General features: G+C 73.0%; 19 protein-coding genes and 1 pseudogene. 11 read left to right on the top strand and 9 right to left on the bottom strand.

Features of this window, described 5'->3' with window-relative positions:
• Positions 1 to 86: 86 nt before the first annotated feature.
• Genes ACZ63E_RS18950 through ACZ63E_RS18940 form a run of 3 tightly spaced genes read left to right on the top strand, consistent with a single transcriptional unit; the run spans position 87 to position 2050 of the window.
• Complete coding sequence (locus ACZ63E_RS18950) at positions 87 to 479, top strand: DUF6069 family protein (protein WP_465337377.1); 393 nt, start codon at positions 87 to 89, stop codon at positions 477 to 479.
• Positions 480 to 498: 19 nt separating this feature from the next.
• Positions 499 to 852: a YciI family protein gene (locus ACZ63E_RS18945; RefSeq protein ID WP_465337375.1), complete on the top strand. Its 354-nt coding sequence runs from the start codon at positions 499 to 501 to the stop codon at positions 850 to 852.
• Between the two features lie 4 nt (positions 853 to 856).
• A complete protein-coding gene (locus tag ACZ63E_RS18940) occupies positions 857 to 2050 on the top strand; it encodes an RNA polymerase sigma factor (RefSeq protein WP_465337374.1) in 1194 nt (397 codons plus the stop codon).
• 3 nt (positions 2051 to 2053) lie between these two features.
• Here ACZ63E_RS18940 and ACZ63E_RS18935 read toward each other — a convergent pair whose 3' ends face one another.
• The gene (locus ACZ63E_RS18935; protein WP_465337373.1) at positions 2054 to 2953 is read right to left on the bottom strand and encodes an SDR family oxidoreductase; all 900 of its coding nucleotides are present in this window, start codon (positions 2951 to 2953) and stop codon (positions 2054 to 2056) included.
• 110 nt (positions 2954 to 3063) lie between these two features.
• On the opposite strand from ACZ63E_RS18935, the gene ACZ63E_RS18930 reads away from it, so the two are divergent.
• A complete protein-coding gene (locus ACZ63E_RS18930; RefSeq protein WP_465337372.1) occupies positions 3064 to 3630 on the top strand; it encodes a TetR family transcriptional regulator in 567 nt (188 codons plus the stop codon).
• On the opposite strand, the gene ACZ63E_RS18925 is transcribed toward ACZ63E_RS18930, so the two are convergent.
• Positions 3627 to 4067, bottom strand: coding sequence for a hypothetical protein (locus ACZ63E_RS18925; protein WP_465337371.1), 441 nt, complete (start codon positions 4065 to 4067; stop codon positions 3627 to 3629). The two genes, ACZ63E_RS18930 and ACZ63E_RS18925, sit on opposite strands and share 4 nt — an antisense overlap.
• A gap of 194 nt (positions 4068 to 4261) precedes the next feature.
• Here ACZ63E_RS18925 and ACZ63E_RS18920 point away from each other — a divergent pair, with 194 nt between their 5' ends.
• Complete coding sequence (locus ACZ63E_RS18920) at positions 4262 to 5404, top strand: FAD-dependent oxidoreductase (protein ID WP_465337369.1); 1143 nt, start codon at positions 4262 to 4264, stop codon at positions 5402 to 5404.
• Positions 5405 to 5414: 10 nt separating this feature from the next.
• Here the strand turns inward: ACZ63E_RS18920 and ACZ63E_RS18915 are convergent, their stop codons facing one another.
• The gene (locus tag ACZ63E_RS18915) at positions 5415 to 6533 is read right to left on the bottom strand and encodes an LLM class flavin-dependent oxidoreductase (protein ID WP_465337367.1); all 1119 of its coding nucleotides are present in this window, start codon (positions 6531 to 6533) and stop codon (positions 5415 to 5417) included.
• Here ACZ63E_RS18915 and ACZ63E_RS18910 point away from each other — a divergent pair.
• Positions 6532 to 6882, top strand: a pseudogene (locus ACZ63E_RS18910) (LLM class flavin-dependent oxidoreductase); the annotation flags it as partial. The gene ACZ63E_RS18915 and the pseudogene ACZ63E_RS18910 overlap by 2 nt on opposite strands.
• Before the next feature lie 43 nt (positions 6883 to 6925).
• Positions 6926 to 7729 carry an MmyB family transcriptional regulator gene (locus tag ACZ63E_RS18905; RefSeq protein ID WP_465337366.1) on the top strand — a complete coding sequence of 268 codons (804 nt, stop codon included), beginning with the start codon at positions 6926 to 6928 and terminating at the stop codon, positions 7727 to 7729.
• Here the strand turns inward: ACZ63E_RS18905 and ACZ63E_RS18900 are convergent.
• The 3 genes from ACZ63E_RS18900 to ACZ63E_RS18890 all read right to left on the bottom strand — a co-directional run bounded on the left by ACZ63E_RS18900 (position 7644) and on the right by ACZ63E_RS18890 (position 9736).
• The gene (locus ACZ63E_RS18900) at positions 7644 to 8432 is read right to left on the bottom strand and encodes an adenylate/guanylate cyclase domain-containing protein (RefSeq protein WP_465337365.1); all 789 of its coding nucleotides are present in this window, start codon (positions 8430 to 8432) and stop codon (positions 7644 to 7646) included. The two genes, ACZ63E_RS18905 and ACZ63E_RS18900, sit on opposite strands and share 86 nt — an antisense overlap.
• A 65-nt stretch (positions 8433 to 8497) precedes the next feature.
• A complete protein-coding gene (locus ACZ63E_RS18895; protein ID WP_465337364.1) occupies positions 8498 to 9262 on the bottom strand; it encodes a DUF1206 domain-containing protein in 765 nt (254 codons plus the stop codon).
• A 45-nt stretch (positions 9263 to 9307) separates the two neighbouring features.
• Complete coding sequence (locus tag ACZ63E_RS18890) at positions 9308 to 9736, bottom strand: winged helix-turn-helix transcriptional regulator (RefSeq protein WP_465337363.1); 429 nt, start codon at positions 9734 to 9736, stop codon at positions 9308 to 9310.
• Between the two features lie 81 nt (positions 9737 to 9817).
• Between ACZ63E_RS18890 and ACZ63E_RS18885 the strand changes: the two genes are divergently transcribed.
• Complete coding sequence (locus ACZ63E_RS18885; RefSeq protein WP_465337362.1) at positions 9818 to 11038, top strand: MFS transporter; 1221 nt, start codon at positions 9818 to 9820, stop codon at positions 11036 to 11038.
• Complete coding sequence (locus tag ACZ63E_RS18880; protein ID WP_465337360.1) at positions 11022 to 11270, top strand: DUF3253 domain-containing protein; 249 nt, start codon at positions 11022 to 11024, stop codon at positions 11268 to 11270. The genes ACZ63E_RS18885 and ACZ63E_RS18880 overlap by 17 nt, the downstream gene beginning before the upstream one ends.
• 37 nt (positions 11271 to 11307) lie before the next feature.
• Here the strand turns inward: ACZ63E_RS18880 and ACZ63E_RS18875 are convergent, their stop codons facing one another.
• Both ACZ63E_RS18875 and ACZ63E_RS18870 read right to left on the bottom strand, forming a co-directional pair.
• A complete protein-coding gene (locus ACZ63E_RS18875) occupies positions 11308 to 12201 on the bottom strand; it encodes a TIGR03619 family F420-dependent LLM class oxidoreductase (protein ID WP_465337358.1) in 894 nt (297 codons plus the stop codon).
• A gap of 127 nt (positions 12202 to 12328) precedes the next feature.
• A complete protein-coding gene (locus tag ACZ63E_RS18870; RefSeq protein WP_465337357.1) occupies positions 12329 to 13711 on the bottom strand; it encodes an FAD-dependent oxidoreductase in 1383 nt (460 codons plus the stop codon).
• A 70-nt stretch (positions 13712 to 13781) separates the two neighbouring features.
• Between ACZ63E_RS18870 and ACZ63E_RS18865 the strand changes: the two genes are divergently transcribed.
• The gene (locus ACZ63E_RS18865) at positions 13782 to 14690 is read left to right on the top strand and encodes a cupin domain-containing protein (RefSeq protein WP_465337356.1); all 909 of its coding nucleotides are present in this window, start codon (positions 13782 to 13784) and stop codon (positions 14688 to 14690) included.
• 13 nt (positions 14691 to 14703) lie between these two features.
• On the opposite strand, the gene ACZ63E_RS18860 is transcribed toward ACZ63E_RS18865, so the two are convergent.
• Complete coding sequence (locus tag ACZ63E_RS18860) at positions 14704 to 16086, bottom strand: dihydrolipoyl dehydrogenase family protein (protein ID WP_465337355.1); 1383 nt, start codon at positions 16084 to 16086, stop codon at positions 14704 to 14706.
• A 74-nt stretch (positions 16087 to 16160) separates the two neighbouring features.
• Between ACZ63E_RS18860 and ACZ63E_RS18855 the strand changes: the two genes are divergently transcribed.
• Complete coding sequence (locus ACZ63E_RS18855) at positions 16161 to 17099, top strand: AraC family transcriptional regulator (protein ID WP_465337353.1); 939 nt, start codon at positions 16161 to 16163, stop codon at positions 17097 to 17099.
• Positions 17100 to 17103 lie beyond the last annotated feature (4 nt).

Raw genomic sequence — 17103 nt, 5'->3', positions numbered from 1 at the left:
CACGGCGATGTCGAACGGGGTCGCGGCCGTTCGTAGCCAAGGTGAGAGGCCGGCACCGGGCCGGCCGCCGTTTGTCGGAGGTCACCATGTCCGTCACCACCACCGCTCCCGCGAAACCCCTGGTCACCGGCGGTCTGACCGCGGCCGCCGTCGCCACCGTGGCGACCTCGGTCATCGCCGCCGCGGGGCGGTTCGCCGGGATTCCCGTCGAGGTCGGCGGGGCGCCGATCCCGGTTTCCGGGTTCGCCGTGCTGACCGCCGTCTTCTCCGTCGCCGGACTGGTCCTGGCCCTCGTGCTGGCTCGCCTGGCCCGCCACCCGCGCCCGGTCTTCGTCCGCACCACGCTCGTGCTCACCGCGCTGTCCCTGGTGCCGGACGTGCTCGCGGACGCGTCGATGGCCACGAAGGTGCTGCTGATGTTGACGCACCTCGCCGCCGCGATCGTGATCCCGGCCGTCGCGCGCCGGCTGGCCGCCTGAACCGGGGAAGGGGCTCACCGTGAAGCAGTACCTGCTCGCCGTCCAGTTCGACGAAAGCGTTCCGGAAACCGAAGCGGAAACCCGGGCGCAGATGGCCCGGACCGGCCAGGTCACCGACGAGATGCGGGCCGCCGGTGCGTGGGTTTTCGTCGGGGGCCTGCTGCCCTCGCACGCCACCACCGTGATCCGCCCGGCCCACGGCGCGACCACGATGACCGACGGCCCGTTCGCCGAGACGAAGGAACAGCTCGCCGGGTTCTGGGTGGTCCGGTGCGACGACCTCGACCAGGCGCTGGCCTGGGGCGAGAAGTGCGCGCTGGCCTGCGGGCGCCCGATCGAGGTGCGCCCGTTCGACGGCGCGTCCGGGGCCTGAGCGGATGGACCTGGACAGCGTCTACCGCGCGGAGTACGGCCGGTGCGTGGCCACGCTGACGCGCCTCCTCGGTGACATCGGGCTCGCCGAGGAGGCCGTTCAGGACGCCTTCGCGGTCGCCGTGCAGAAGTGGGCGGACGCGCTGCCGCCCAACCCCGGCGCGTGGATCGTGACCACCGCCCGCAACCGGGCGATCGACCGCCTGCGCCGGGAGTCCACCCGGGAAGCCCGGCACGCGCAGGCGTTGCTGCTGAACCAACCCGACGAGCCGGAGGAGGTGGGACCGGTGCGCGACGACCAGCTCCGCCTGATCTTCACCTGCTGCCACCCGGCGCTGTCGGCGCCGGCGCAGACCGCCCTGACCCTCCGCCTGCTCGGCGGGCTGGAGGTCCCCGAGATCGCCCGCGCCTACCTGGTCCCGGAGGCGACCATCTCGCAGCGGATCGTCCGCGCGAAGAAGAAGATCCGCGACGCCGGCATCCCGTACCGGGTGCCGGCCGCCGCGGAGCTGCCGGACCGGCTGAGCCCGGTGCTCACCGTGCTCTACCTCGTGTTCAACGAGGGCTACACCTCGACGTCGGGGGAGCTGGTGCGGACGGACCTGTGCCTCGAAGCCGTCCGGCTGGCGCGGGCGCTCGCCGACCTGATGCCCGACGAGCCCGAGGTGATCGGGCTCCTGGCCCTGCTCCTGCTCACCGAAGCCCGCCGGCCGGCGCGCGTCGGCCCGAGCGGCGAGCTGGTGGTGCTCACGGAGCAGGACCGGTCGTTGTGGAACCGGGAGCTGATCGCCGAAGGCCACGAGCTGGTGCGGCGGTGCCTGCGCCGCAACCAGCCCGGGCCCTACCAGCTGCAGGCCGCGATCAACGCCGTGCACACCGACGGCCCGGCGACCGACTGGACGCAGGTGCTGGCGCTCTACGACCAGCTGCTGCGGCACACCCCGACCCCGATCGTGGCGCTCAACCGCGCGGTCGCCGTCGCCGAGGTGCACGGCCCGGCGGCGGCGCTGGCCATCGTCGACGACCTCGACCTGCCGGGCTACCACCTGCTGCCCGCCACCCGCGCGGACCTGCTCACCCGGCTCGGCCGCACCGCGGACGCCCTCGCCGCCTACGACGACGCGATCGGCCTGGCCGGCAATGACACCGAACGGACCTTCCTCGAGAAGCGGCGGGCGCGGCTGGCCGAGGGATCCTGAGGCCTACCGGGACGTCCCGTACGCGCCGGCGTCGAGGTCCTCGATGAGCGTCGGGCCGGCCGGGGTCCAGCCGAGCAGCTCCCGCGTCTGGGCGCTGCTCGCCGCGCCGTTCATCCCGAAGAAGCGGCCGATCCAGCCGAAGTGGTCCACGACGTCGTCGACCGGGACGGACGCGACGGGCAGGTCGAACGCCCGGCCGATGGCCTCCGCGATCTCGCGGGTCGGCACGCCCTCCTCGGCGACGGCGTGCAGGCGGCTGCCCGCCGGGGCCTTCTCGAGGCCGAGGGTGACGAGCCGGGCGGCGTCGGCCACGTGCACGGCGGCCCAGCGGTTGGCGCCGTCACCGGGGTAACCGGAGACGCCCTTCTCGCGGGCGACCGCGGCGAGCACGGCGATGAACCCGTGGTCGCCGGTGCCGTGGACGGTCGGGGAGAACCGCAGGCTGACGGAATGCACCCCACGTTCGGCGAACTCGAGCGCGAGGTTCTCGCTGCCGCCGCGCGGGGCGTCCGGGCCGTGGAACGGGGATGCGTCGGCCTCGGTGGCCGGCCGGTCCTGGGCGAGCCCGGCGATGCCCGAGGCCAGCAGGAACGGTCGGCCGGTGCCCGCCAGCGCGTCGCCGATCGTCTGGACGGCGCCGCGCTCGGCCGCGTTCGAGACGGCCGGGTTCGCGAAGTCGTGCTTGTTCGCCAGGTGGATGACGGCGTCGGCGGCCGTGGCGCCGGCGCGGATCCCGTCGAGGTCGTCGAGGTCACCGCGGCGGACCTGAGCGCCCTTGGCCTCGACGGCCGCGGCGGAGGCGTCCGACCGGGCCAGCCCGGTGACCTCGTGGCCGGCCGCGAGCAGGTCGTCGACCACGGCGGAGCCGATCCAGCCGGAGGCTCCGGTGACAAAAACACGCATGACGTGCACTCCTCAGTGATGTCAGTGACTGATGTCGGTGACTGACATCGACCCTACGCCCTGAAGTCAGCCGCTGTCATCACCGGCTCGGGATCACTAGACTCGGCGGCATGGTGCGTTGGGAACCGGGAACCCCGGAGCGGCTGCAGCGGGCCGCGCTCGAGCTGTACGCCGACCGCGGCTTCGAGGAGACGACCGCCGCGGAGATCGCGCAGTCGGTCGGCCTCACCGAACGCACCTTCTTCCGCCACTTCAGCGACAAGCGCGAAGTCCTCTTCCACGGCCAGCAGGTGTTCGTCCAGGCGTTCCTCGACGGCGTCGACGCGGCCCCGGCGGACGCGCCACCGATCGAGGTCCTCGCCGCCGCGCTGCGGTCGGCGTCGGTGCTGTTCCCGGACGAGCGCCGGCCGCATTCGCGGGTCCGCCAGTCCGTGATCGAGCGGAACCCGGCGTTGCAGGAACGCGAGCTGCACAAGCTGGCCGGCCTCGCGACCTCGCTCGCCGAGGCCTTCCGCGCGCGAGGGATCGAGGAACCGGCGGCGACGTTGACCGCGCAGTCGGGCACCACGGTGTTCGGGATCGCGTTCACGCAGTGGATCCGCGATGGCGAGGAGCGTTCCTTGGCCGACATCCTCGCCGATGTCCTCGGTGAGCTGATCAGCCTGACTGCCGGCTAGCTAGCTCGCGGGTGGAGCTGGCTCCAGGCGAGCAGGGCGACCAAACCGGTCAGCCCGAAGACCATGGGCAACCCGACGCCGGCCGCCAGCGCGCCGGCCAGGGGAGACGCCGCGGTCTGGCCGATCCCGAGCCCGGCGAACGACCACGTGACCCCGCGGGCGGGCCGCGTCGGGAACACCCGCGCCGCCCAAAGGATGCACAGCCCCGTCAGCGCCATGTACGTGATTCCGAAGAGGGCACTGGAAAGCAGCGCCGCGAGCGTCCACGTCGTGAGGTTGACCGCCCGCAGCCCGAGCCGTTCCGCGGCGCGGCCCGCCACACCATCGAGCAGACCGGCAGCTCCGATGGTGAACCAGCACCAGGTCGCCGCCACCGGGCTCAGTCCGGCCTCGGTGAGCCGGGTGCTCGAGAACGTCCAATAAGCAGTGCTCGTCACTCCGATGAGGACGGAGTTGAGCACCAATGGCCCCACGTCGTGCAACCGTTCCACGTCGCGAAGCGGCTTGCGGAGACGCTGCTCGCCGGCCGCTGACACCGGGTGCCAGGCCGGTGCCAGCGCCGTGTGCGTCCGGTGCCAGGTGCCCGCGCCAGAGTCTGGAACGTAATTCCAGACACGGCGAAGGAGCTCGCATGAACACCCCAGTCACGATCATCGGCGCCGGGCTCGGTGGCCTCACGCTCGCCCGCGTCCTGCACGTCCACGGCATTCCGGCCACCGTCTACGAAGCGGAGCCGTCCCCGATGGCGCGGATGCAGGGCGGGATGCTCGACATCCACGACTACAACGGGCAGCTCGCCGTCGCGGCCGCGGGACTGACGGCCGAGTTCCGAGGCCTGGTCCTCGAGGGTCGCGAGGCGATGCGGATCCTCGACCAGACCGGCGAAGTCCTGTTCGAGAAGGTCGACGACGGCACCGGCGGCCGCCCCGAGGTGCAGCGCGGGGAGCTGCGGCAGCTGCTGCTCGACGCGCTCCCGGCCGGCACCGTCAAGTGGGGCCACAAGGTCACCGGCAGCCGCACCCTCGGCGACGGCCGTCACGAGGTGACCTTCGCCGACGGCAGCAGCGTCGTCACGGACCTGCTGGTCGGCGCGGACGGCGCTTGGTCGCGGATCCGGCCGCTGCTCACCGACGCCACCCCCGAGTACGTCGGCACGGCGTTCGTCGAGACCTACCTCTTCAACGCCGACACGCGCCACCCCGCGACGGCGAAGGCGGTCGGCAGCGGGACGATGGTCGCGAACGGCCCCACCGAGAGCCGGGCGATCAACGCGCACCGCGAAAGCGGGGACACTCTGCACGCCTACATCGCGTTCACCGAGTCCTTGGCGTGGTTCGACTCGATCGACTTCGCCGACCCGGCCGCGGCGCGGGCGCGGATCGCGCGGGAGTTCGACGGCTGGGCGCCGGAGCTCACCGCGCTGATCACCGACGCCGACACCGCGCCGGTCCTGCGGCCGCACCACACCCTGCCGTTCGGGCACCGTTGGGACCGCGTGCCGGGCGCGACCCTCGTCGGCGACGCGGCCCACCTCACCGCGCCGAACGGCGAAGGCGCCAACCTGGCCATGCTGGACGGCGCCGAGCTGGGCCAGGCCCTCGCCGCGCACCTCGGCGACGTCGAAGCCGCCCTGACCGAGTACGAGCAGGCGATGTTCACCCGCAGCGCGACCCCGCTCGACGAGGCCTTCCTGCTGGAGAGCCTGTTCGGCGACGAGGTCCCGGAGGCGCTGGCCGCCATGTTCACCGGCGGCGAGGACACCCTCCCGGGCTGAGGCGGGCGACTCAGCCGTGCCAGTGCTCGGCGAGCAGCTCGTAGGACCGGACGCGGTCGGCGTGCTCGTGGGTGATGGTCGTGATCACGAGCTCGTCGGCGCCGGTCGCGTCGCGCAGCTGCCGCAGCTTCGCGGCCACGGTCGCGGGCGAGCCGGTGAACTGGGTGTCGACGCGGTCGGCGACGAGGGCGCGGTCTTCGTCGGTCCACTGGTGGGCCGCGGCTTCGGCCGGGCTCGGGAAGCGGATCGCGCCCCCGGCCCGGCGGACGCTGCGGACCCACAGGGCGTATCCGGTGGCGAGCTCCCGCGCGGTGGCGTCGTCCTCGGCGACGACGACGTCGGCGGACACCGCGACGTAGGGCCGGGGCAGCGTGTCGGACGGGCGGAACGCCTGCCGGTAGGCCGCCACGGCGTCGAGCACCCCCGAGGGGCTGACGTGGTAGTTCGCCGCGAACCGCAAGGAGTTCGCGCCGGCCACGGCGGCGCTCTGCCCGCCGCTGCTGCCGAGGATCCAGATCTCCGGCCGGGCGCCTTCTCCCGGCACGGCGTGGGCTTGGTGCCCTTCGGCGGAGCGGTAGGTGCCGCCGAGCAGGGCGAGGATGTCGTCGACCTGCTCGCCGTAGTCGGGGGACTCGGCGCCGGGCTGCTGCAGGAGCGCAAAGGTGAGCCCGACGAGCGGGGACGCGACCAGCCTGCTGAAGTCGGGTTTGCGCGGGATCAGCACGCCGTCGGCGACCCGCTCGGGCGCGGGCGGCCGCTGGGCCGCGGCGGTGTACTCGCGGACGAGCTGCTTGCCGCTGCGCCCGAGTCCGAGGTCGAGCCGGCCGGGGTGGAGCGCTTCGAGGAGGCCGAACTCCTCGACGACGGCCAGCGGGGTCCGGTGCGCGAGCTGGACCCCGGCGGACCCGAGCCGGATCCGCGTGGTGGCCCCGGCGACCAACGCGATCAGCACCGGCGGCGACGCTCCGGCGATCCCCGGGCTGAGGTGGTGCTCGGCGAACCAGTAGCGGTGGTAGCCGAACTCTTCGGTTCGCCGCGCGAGGTCGACGGTGTTGCGCACGGCCTGCGCGACGTCGGACCCGGAGCTGATCGGGACGAGGTCGAGCACCGCGAGGGGGACGTCGGGCATGGTTCCCAGTTATCCCCGCAAGCGGCGGCGAGCGCACGGCCGCTCAGGATGCGGAACCACTGCCACGGCGGCAAAAGCGCAGGTCATGATCCGATCGACCAGCGTGAGAACGGAGCACAAAAGGAGATTTCAGGTCCTGGACATCCTGCCGCACCCGACGAACCCGGTGACCGGCCGGCTGATCCGCACCGACGAACGCTTCGCGCAGGCGCTCACCCCGGCGCGGTACGCGGAGGAATTCGGGTTCGACGCCGTCGCGCTCGGGGAACGCCACGCGGGGCACTTCCTGAGCAGCGGGGTGACGGTGCTGCTCGGGGCGATCGCCGCGACGACCAGCCGGGTCCGGATCCAGACCGGCGTGTCGGTGCTGTCGATCCACGACCCGCTGCATCGTGCGGCCGGCGCAGCTGGCTCACGTGAGTGTCGACTACATCGTGCGCCTGGAGCAAGGCAGGACCCGCCGGGTCGCGCGCCCGGTCCTCGACGCGCTCGCCGACGCGCTGCGGCTGGCCGCCGACGAACGCGACTACCTGTTCACCGTCGCCGACGTCACCGGTCCGGCGCGGCGGCCCGCCCGGCCGGAGGTCGCGCCGCGGCTGCGGCAGCTGCTGGACACGATGGCCGACGTCCCCGCGCTGGTCCTGCACCGCCGGATGGACGTGCTGGCGTGGAACCGCGGCGCCGAGGCGCTGCTGACCGACTTCGGCGCCCTGCCCGCGGAGGAGCGCAACCTGATCCGGCTGACGTTCCTCGACGAGAAGTTCCGCACGCTGTACGCGGACTGGCCGCGGTCGGCCCGCGAGTGCGTGGCGGTGCTGCGGATGGAGGCCGGCCGCGACCCGCACGACCGCGCCCTGAGCGCGCTGGTCGGCGAGCTGAGCGTGCGCGACCCCGACTTCCGCGCCTGGTGGGCGAGCCACCAGGTCCGCGGGCCGCGGCAGCTGGTCAAGACCTACGCGCACCCGGTGGCGGGCCGGGTCGAGCTGGACGTCCAGCAGTTCTCCGTCGACACCCACCCCGACCAGCTGCTGGTCGCCTACACCGCCGAGCCCGGCTCGCCGTCGGAAGAGGCCCTGCGCTTCCTGCTGCGCTGGCACGGCGACGGGCGGGTCACGACCGGTACGTCGGCACCACCGAGTACACCTGCAGGTCGGCCGGCACACCCTTCGCGCGGAACCCCCGCCGCCGGCGGGTGATGACCGTGTCCGGGTCGAGCGCGTCGAGCACCGCCGCGCTCGCGAGGACCTCGTCGCCGCCGGCCGCGGCCATCACGCGGGCCGCGATGTTGACGTCCACGCCGAAGTAGTCCGCGCCGACCCGCTGCGGGTGCCCGCGGTGCAGTCCCGCGCGCAGGCGGGGGTGGTAACCCTCGGCCGCCACGGTGGCGACGGCCGAGCAGGTCTCGTGGGCGGCGACCACCGACCGGGCGGAGTCGGTGAAGACCGCCATCACGCCGTCACCCAGGCCTTTCACCACCGAGCCGCCGTGCCCGGTGATCACTGACTTGCTGACGTCGGCGACCGAGCGCAGCAGGGCCAGCACCCGGTCGTCGCCGGCGTGCAGTGCCCACGAGGAGAAGCCGACCAGGTCGGTGAACAGGACGGTGATCCCGGCCGCGGTGTCGGGGTGCGTGGTGCGGCGGGTGGCGGCCTGCCAGGCCTGGACGGCGGCCAGCCCGAGCTCACGGGATGCGCTGGGCCGGTCCGCGCCCGCGTCGGTGAGCAGCCGCGCGATCCGGTCGGACGACCGGCCGTCGGACGGGCTGAGCGGGTCGTCGGGCCGGTCGTCACCGGGCACGAGCCGCCGCACCAGCCGGGCGGCGCGCACCAGCCGGTCGCGCTCGTCGGTCGTGCGGAGGAACCGCCGGGTGCGGGCGTGCCAGGGCTCGGGGCCGTTCACGAGGTGGAGCCTACTGGCGAGTCGGGTTCGCCGAGCGGTGATCGGGGCGAAGCTCACCCGAGCGGTCAGATCTTGCGGAACCGGGACTCGAGGAGCGCGAACACCCCGAAGACCGCGATGCCCGCGGCCAGCGTCAGCAGCAGGACCTGCCCGTACGGCTGCGCGGCCAGGGTCTTGAGCGCGGGGTCCAGGCCGCCGGCCTTCGCCGGGTCGTAGGTGAGCGCGGCGAGCACGAACATGGCGCCCACCGTTCCGTAGGCGACTGCCATCGCGCACCAGCCGACCTGGCCGAGCTGCTCGGTCGACCGGCGCAGGCCGCGGGAGGCGCCGCCGAAGTCCAGGTCCTGCACGAACTTCTTGCGGACGCCCCGGTAGGCGAGGAAGGCGGCGGCGACGATGACCGCGGCGCCGGCCGTGATCACCACCGCGGCGCCCCACGGCTGGCCGAGTGCCACGGCGACGATCGAGCCCGCCTTGCCGGAGCCGCCGGCCGCGGTCTTGCCCGCGCTGTAGGCGACCAGGCCGTACAGGACGACCTCGAGCCCGCTGGTGATCCGGCGGATCCGCCGCCGTCGCGCGGGAACGTGGCGGTGGCCGGTGATCGCTTCGCTGAGCTGCCAGACGGCGAGCAGTCCGGTCCCGGCGGTGATCAGCCAGAGCAGCCACGCGCCGCCGCCGGAAGCGACCAGCTGCAGCGCCCCGGCCTTGTCGGCTTTCTCGTTGTCGCCGAGCGCGACCTGGGCCGCGAGCCAGGCGACGACCAGGTGCACCACGGCGTAGCAGGTCAGCCCGATCCGGGCGAAGAGGCTGAATCCTCTGATGTCGGGCATCTGCGGATCCTTGCTCACCGCGGCCCGTTTGACCAGGCGCCCGGGTCAGCCGATCTTCCGCACGTGTGTGGTGTCCGCGTCGACGACCTCGCCGTCGGTTCCCGACGGGACCAGTTCCGGCACCGGGACGCCCCGTCCGTCGACGAGCGTGGAGTGCGGCTCGCCCGGGGCGAAGGCGTGGCGTTCTCCCCACTGCCGCAACGTGAGGACCACCGGGAAGAGATCACGGCCGGCGTCGGTGAGCACGTACTCCCGCCGCCGTCCCGAGGCCGCCGTGCGCTGGGCGAGGAGCCCGTGCTCAACGAGCTTGCGGAGGCGGTCGGTCAGGATGTTGCGCGCGATCCCGGTGCGGCGCTGGAATTCCGTGAACGAGCGCGCGCCGTCCATGGCGTCACGGACGACCAGGAGGCTCCAGCGGTCGCCGACGAGGTCGAGCGTGCGGGCGACCGGGCACTGGGGGTCGGTCCAGGGCATGACACCTCCGAAGAGTTGCGGATCGAAACCATTCTGCCGTACGGTCGGTTTGGTTGCAAACTGCTACTGATCGGGGGAGTGATGGACGGGCGACGACGGCTGCTGCTCGCAGTGGTGTGCGGGGTCGCGGTGGCGGGAATCTATGCGGCGCAACCGGTTCTGGGCCCGATGGGTCACGACCTCGGGGTGCCGGCGCGGCTGTCCGGGTGGCTCGTCGCGGCCGGCCAGCTCGGTTATCTCGCCGGGCTGGTGCTGCTGGTGCCGCTGGGCGACGTCGCCGACCGGCGCCGGCTCATCGCCGGGCACCTGGCGCTGACCGCGGTGGGCCTGGTCCTGACGGCGTCGGCTCCGGGCGCGGGGATGGCGTTCGCCGGGCTCGCGGTGGCCGGGGCGTTCGCGGTGGTGGTGCAGACGACGGTGGCTTACGCCGCTTCGGTTTCCGCGCCCGCCGAACGCGGGCGGACCATCGGCGTAGTGACTTCGGGCGTCGTGGGGGGAATCCTGGGTGCGCGGGTGGTCACCGGCCTGCTCGCCGACGCGTGGGGTTGGCGGAGCGTCTACGCCGTGCTCGCGGCGCTGTCGCTCGGGCTCGCGGTCCTGGTCCTCGTGGTGCTGCCGCCGGACGAGCGCGCTTCCTCGGGGTACCGGCGGGCTCTGGTGTCCCTCGGCGGGCTGTTCCGGCAGCGGACCTTCCTGACTCGCGGGCTCGTCGCGTTCTTCCTGTTCGCGTCGTTCGGGATCTTGTGGAGCGGTTTGTCGCCGGCGCTGGCGGGTTCCTTGAGCGAAAGCCGGATCGGGCTGTTCGGCATCGCCGGGCTGGCCGGCGCGCTCGGCGCCGCCCGGGCGGGACGGTGGGCGGACGCCGGCCGGGCGGCGCCGGTCACCGGGCTCGCGCTCACCCTGCTCGTCGTGTCGTGGGCGGCGATCGCGCAGCTGCCGTGGTCGCTGTGGCTGCTCACCGCCGGGATCGTGGTGCTCGACTTCGCCGTCCAGGTAGTGCACGTCGGCAACCAGCACGGGCTCACCGCGGCGTTCCCGGACCGGCCGAGCGGGGTCATCGGCGGTTACATGGTCTTCTACGCACTCGGGTCCGCGCTCGGCGCGGCGTCGACGACCGCCGTCTTCACGGCCTACGGCTGGGTGGGCTCGAGTCTGCTCGGGGCCGGGTTCGCGGTCTGCGCGCTGGCCTGCGCGGTGCGATCCTGGCGGGATGAGCGGTCCACGGCGAGAGCTGGAGCGCATCCGGGACGGCGGCGGTCCCGGCGCGGAGCAGGCCCGGATCGCGTTGACCACCGCGCCTGACCGGCTGCGGGCGGCGATTCTCGCCCTGGCCGCGGCGCGCGGCGCGGAGAGCAGCACGTGCCCGTCGGACGCGGCCCGGGCGGTGGCCGACGACTGGCGTCCCCTGCTGCCCGAGGCCCGCGAACTGGCCCGGGAGTTGGCGCGGGACGGCCGGGTCCGGGTGATTCAGCGCGGCGAGCTCCTCGACCCCGACGGCGAATGGCGGGGCCCGATCAGGATCCGGACGGCCTGACCCCGGGCGGGCTCCGGTGGGCCCGCCCGGGGGTGGCTCAGCCCTGGGCGGTCAGGTCGAGCAGCCGGCCGGTGAGGTCGAGGTGCTCCTCGACGCTGGCGGTCAGGTAGGTGAGGTCCACGAAGGTGTGGTCGGGCTCGAGCGTCGTGACGATCTTCGTCACCGACTCGGCGATGTCCTCCGCCGTCGTGCCCGGAGCGGCGTTCACGCGCAGCGCGACACCGAGCGCCTGCGGGTCACGGCCGGCCTGCTCGGCGTCGGCGCGGAGCTTGGCCAGCGTCGAGGTGAGCACGTCCGCGGGGAAGGCTTCGGGCACCGACCAGACGGGCAGCCAGCCGTCGGCCCGCTGCGCGACCCGCCGCAGCGATTTCTCTCCGAACCCGGCGAGGTGCACCGGCGGCTTGCGCACCGGCTTGAGGTCGACGTGGCTCTCCGCGATCGAGTAGCCGACGCCTTCGTGCGAGACGACGTCCTTGGCCCACCAGGTGTCGAGCAGGTCGAGCAGGTCGTCGAGCCGCTTCCCGCGCTCGCCCATCGGAATCCCGACGGCGGCGTACTCGTCCGGCGACCAGCCGATGCCGAGGCCGGGCAGCAGCCGTCCGTTGCTGGCGACGTCGAGGCTGGTCAGTAGCCGGGCGAAGTTGGCGGGCTGGTACTGGGTGGCGTTGATGGTGCTGGAGCCGAGGATCGCGGTCTCGGTCACCGCGGCGGCGACGGCCAGCGCGGTGAACGGGTCGTGGGCGGTGTGGAACTCCTCCGGCATGGTGTCGTAACCCGGATAGGGCACAACGGGCTTGACGGGCGACAGGAGCCGGTCCCCGACCCAAAGACTGGCGGCGCCGGCCTGCTCGGCCTCGCGCGCATACCGCGCGATCCCGCCCGGCGTGGCCGCGGCCTTGCCGAAAACCGGAAGGCTGAACCCAATGCGCATGATTCTCCCCTGAAGAGCGAACGGACCGTGCCGGTCCTGCTACCACTAGTACTCGCGTCTAGTTGCTCGTTCAAGTATCTTGGCGCATCGGGCGCTGGGGGTGATCGTTTTGAGCGTAGCCCGCGGCTCAGGTCGTCCGCACCGGCGGGGTCGCCAGAACCTCGTTGAACGCCTCCGTGGACGAAGGATGCGTATAAATCGCATCCCGCAGCACCCCGGCCGTCGTGCCCTGCCGCATCGCCAGCGTCACGACATTGATCAGCTCCTGCGAATCCACACTCAGCAGAGCCGCCCCCAGCACCTGGTCGGTATCGTCGTCGACGACGAACTTCATCACCCCACGGGTCTCGCCGACGATCTTCGCCCGCGGCATCCCCGCGATGTCCGCGACAGCCTTGGAAACCACCTTCACTCGCAGCCCCCGGTCGACCGCCTCCCGCTCCGTCAGGCCCACCCGGGACAGGGCCGGCGTCATGAACACCGTGTACGGCACGAACTTCCGGTCCACAGTGGACCGCGAACCGGCGCCGGTGAGCTGGTCCGTCACGATTCGGCTGTCGTCCAAAGAGATATACGTGAATTGAGGGCCGCCGTTGACGTCGCCCACCGCGTAGATGTGGGGGACGCTCGTGCGCAGGTACTCGTCCACCTCGATCGCGCCCGTCGCCCGGGTGCGGACTCCCGCGCGGTCGAGGCCGAGGCCCGCCGTCGCCGGGGTGCGGCCCGTGGCCGCCAGGACTTCGTCGGCCGCCAGGGTATGGGTTCGGCCGTTCACCTCGTACGTCAGCTCGACGCCGTTGTCGATGTCGCGCACCGCCGTCACCTGGGCGCCCGGGACGAACTCGACACCCGCGCCGCGCAGGATCTCCGTGGCCGTGCTTGCGATGTCCTCGTCTTCGCGCGGCATGATCCGCGGGCCCGCGTCGAGCACCGTGACCGCGCTGCCGAACTGGGCGTAGATCGACGCGAACTCCACGCCGACGTAACCGCCGCCGAGGATCGCCAGGTGCTTCGGGAGGTGGTCGAGGTCGATCAGGTCCGTGCTCGTGAGCAGGTGCCCGCTCCCGCGCAGGCCGGGGATCGGCGGGACCGCCGGCACCGCGCCCGTGTTGACCACGATGGTGTCGGCGCTCAGGTCGAGGACGTCCGCGCCGGCGGTGACGCGCACGGTCTTGGCGTCGAGGAACTCCGCCCGGCCCGTGATCACCGTGACCGAGTCGAGCGTGTCGAGCATCGCGAAGTTCTTGCCGCGCAACGTGGTCGTGAGCGCGCGCGTGTCTTCGACCGCCTGGTGGTGGCGCTCCGCCGAGCTGCCGGCGCCGGGGTGCTCGGCGTGGTGGACGAGCGCCTTCGTCGGGACGCAGCCGATGTTGATGCACGTGCCGCCATACATCCGATCGGACTGCTCGATCATGGCCACCCGCTTGCCGAGCCGCCCCATCGTGGCGGCCAGCGTCTTGCCGCCCTTGCCGAACCCGATCACCAGCAGGTCGAAGTGCTTATGCTCCATGTGTCCATCATCGGCCGGGCGAGGAGAGACGACCACGCGTGAACAGCTCAATCCTTGTCGGAACCGGCTCATGGACGGCGTGAGCCGCCTGGTCCGGCTGGCCCGGCCGGAGGGCGGGGTGGACGTGCGCTGCCTGCTCGCCGGGCGCTTCGCGCTGGACCACCCGGCGGCCGGCCCGGGCGAGGTGCCCTTCCACCTGGTGCTCGACGGCCGCTGCACGGTGACCTCGGGGCCGCACACCGCCGAGCTCGGCCCGGGGGACCTGGTGCTGCTCGCCCACGGCGGCGCGCACACCGTCTCGGCCGCTTCGGGACGGCGGCGGCGGTTCGCGGAGGAGCCGGGAGCGGCGTTCCCGACCCGCCGGACGGTCGGCACCGAGCCCGAGCTGGACCTCTTCTGCGGCCGCTACCGCTTCGAGCCGGGCGCCGGCTCGCTGCTGTTCCGCCTGCTGCCGCCGCTGGTGCACGTCTCGCTGGACACCCCGGCGTGCACGCTCGCGGAGGTCCTGCGCGGCGAGGCCCGCGTCGACGGCCCCGGCACCGCCGCCGTGGTCGCCGCCCTGTGCGACGCGCTGCTCGCCATGGCCCTGCGCGGCCGCCCCGAGCCGCGCCTCGGCGCGCCGGCCCTGTGGACGGCGATGGGTGACGACGCGCTGGGCCGCGTGATCGCCGGCATCGTCGACCGGCCGGGGGAGGCGTGGACGATCGACCGGCTGGCCGCCGCCGCGTCGATGTCCCGGGCCACGTTCGTGCGGCACTTCACCGCCCGCACCGGCACCACGGTCGCGACCCTCGTGACGGCGATCCGGATGATGGTGGCGACCGACCTGCTGACGCGGTCGGACCACTCGGTGGGCCGGGTGGCGAGCGAGGTCGGCTACCGGTCGGAGTCGGCGTTCGGGCAGGCGTTCCGCGCGTCGCTCGGCAGCACGCCCGCCCGGTTCCGGAAGCGGGCGCTCGACTCCACATCGGACAGCTGACCCGAGCCGGCGCTCAGCCGACAACCTGGTCGAACACCTCGTTGAGGGCTTCGGTCGAGCTCGGGTGGGTGTAGATCGAGTCGCGCAGCTCCGTCGCCGTGATGTGGTGGCGGATCGCCAGTGCGACGGTGTTCACGATCTCCTGCGCGTCGATGCTGAGCAGCGCCGCGCCGAGGATCAGGTCGGTGTCCGCGTCCACGACGAACTTCATGACCCCCCGCGTTTCTTCGACGGTGTAGGCGCGCGGCATGGCGATGATGTCGGCGACCTTTTCCCGGGACACCTTGATGTTCAGCCCCCGCGCCCGGGCTTCGTGCTCGGTCAGGCCGACGGTGGCCAGCGGCGGGGTGATGAACAGCGTGTGCGGCACGGCGACGCGGTCGGCCGTCGTGCGCTTTCCCTGGCCCAGCAGCTGGTCCAGGACGATCCGGGCGTCGTCGAGGGAGACGTAGGTGAACTGCGGTCCGCCGTTGACGTCGCCGAGGGCGTAGATGTGCGGCTGGCTGGTGCGCAGGTGTTCGTCGACCTCGATCGCGCCGGTGGGCAGCGTCCGGACGCCGGCCGCGTCGAGGCGGAGGTCCTCGGTGACCGGGCGGCGGCCGGTCGCGGGCAGCAGCGCGCTCGCCTCGACGGTGTGGCGCGCGCCGTCCTTCTCGTACTCGACGACCGCGACGGCGCCGCTGTCCTCGACCCGGATGATCTTCGCCCCGGTGATGATCCGGACGCCGTCCCCTTCGAGGATCTCCCGGACGGCGGCGGCGATGTCCTCGTCTTCCCGCGGCAGCAGCCGCCCGGCCGCTTCGACGACGGTGACGTGCGTGCCGAAGTGCTGGTAGATCGAGGCGAACTCGAGTCCGAGGTACCCGCCGCCGACGACCACCAGCCGCTCGGGCAGCGTCGCCGCCTGCGTCAGCTCGGTGCTGCTGACCAGGTGCCTGCTGCCGGCCAGGCCGGGGATCGGCGGGACGACCGGCGCGGAGCCGGTGTTGACCAGGATCACCGGCGCGGTGACGTCGATGCGGTGGTCGCCTTCGCCGACCGCGACGGTGTGCGGGTCGACGAACCGGGCGGTGCCGGTGATGACGGTCGCGGTCTCCTGGCCGTCGAGCGACTCGAAGTTGCCCGCGCGGAAGGCAGTGGTCAGGGCCCGGACTCCGGCGATCGACGTGGCGAAGAACTGCTGGGCGTCGTCCTCGATGCGGCGGGAGTTCGCGTAGTGGACGAGCATCTTGGTCGGCACGCAGCCGACGTTCGGGCAGGTGCCGCCGTACATGTTCGCGGAGCGTTCAACCAGGACGACACGCTTGCCGGCGGCGGCGAGCGTGTGCGCGGCGGTCTTCCCGCCCTTGCCGAAACCGATGACCAGGACGTCCGCGGTGAGCGAGGTGGTTTCCATACGACCGAGTCTGCTGCCGGTCCGATGAGACGACCAGGCTTGCCCGGATCGGTTTTCTGCCCCAAAGTATCACCATGGACACCGTGAGCCGGTTGCTGCGGATGGCGCGCGTCGGCGCCCGGCTCGACAAGCGCTGTCTGCTGGGCGCGGCCACCCGGATGGACGTCGCCCGCCACGCCGAGCTGGAGGTGCCGTTCCACGTCCTGCTCGAAGGGAAGTGCCGGCTGCACGTCGGCGCCCGGGTGCTCGAGCTGCGCCCCGGGGACGTCGTGCTGATCCCGAGCGGCGCCGAACACCGGGTGATCACCGCTGGGCGCGGGCGGCCGCGGGGAATCGCGGAGACGGCCGGGGACGCGTTCGTGACCACGCGCAGCGAGCGCGGCGGTGACCCGGTGATCGACCTGTTCTGCGGCCGCTTCACGATGAACGCGGGCGCCGGCGGTCTGCTGTTCCGGAGCCTGCCCGACGCCGTCCACGTCTCGTTCGGACAGTCAGCCGAAACCGGCGAAGTGCTGCGCACGGTGAGTTCCCTGCTGCGCGGGGAGGCCGCGCGAGAAGGCGACGGCACGGCGGCGATCCTCGCGGCGCTGTGCACGGTGCTGCTGGCGATGGTGCTCCGGACGTCCCGCGGCGCCGCCACGACGGACACCCTGTGGACCGCCGCGACCGACCCGCGCATCGCCGCCTGCGTCGAAAGTGTCCTGAACGAGCCCGGGGCGGAGTGGACGATCGAGCGGCTCAGCCGCGCGGCCGCGATGTCCCGGGCGACGTTCCTCCGGCACTTCGGGCGGGAGACGGGGATGACGGTCGGGACGTTCCTCACCCGCGCCCGGCTGCTGGCCGCGGCCGAGCTGCTCGGCGCCGGCGACACCACGGTCGCGACGGTCGCCGGCCGGGTCGGCTACCAGTCCGAATCCGCGTTCACCCGCGCGTTCCGGGCCGAGTTCGGGACGACCCCCGCCCGGTTCCGCCGCGCCCGGCAGGGGCCGGGGGACCGCGTGGATCTGCGATAGTGAA

This window comes from Amycolatopsis sp. NPDC104819 (assembly GCF_055583145.1).
The sequence above is the reverse complement of the archived record's forward strand: the minus strand, read 5'-3'. Positions and strand labels throughout refer to the sequence as shown.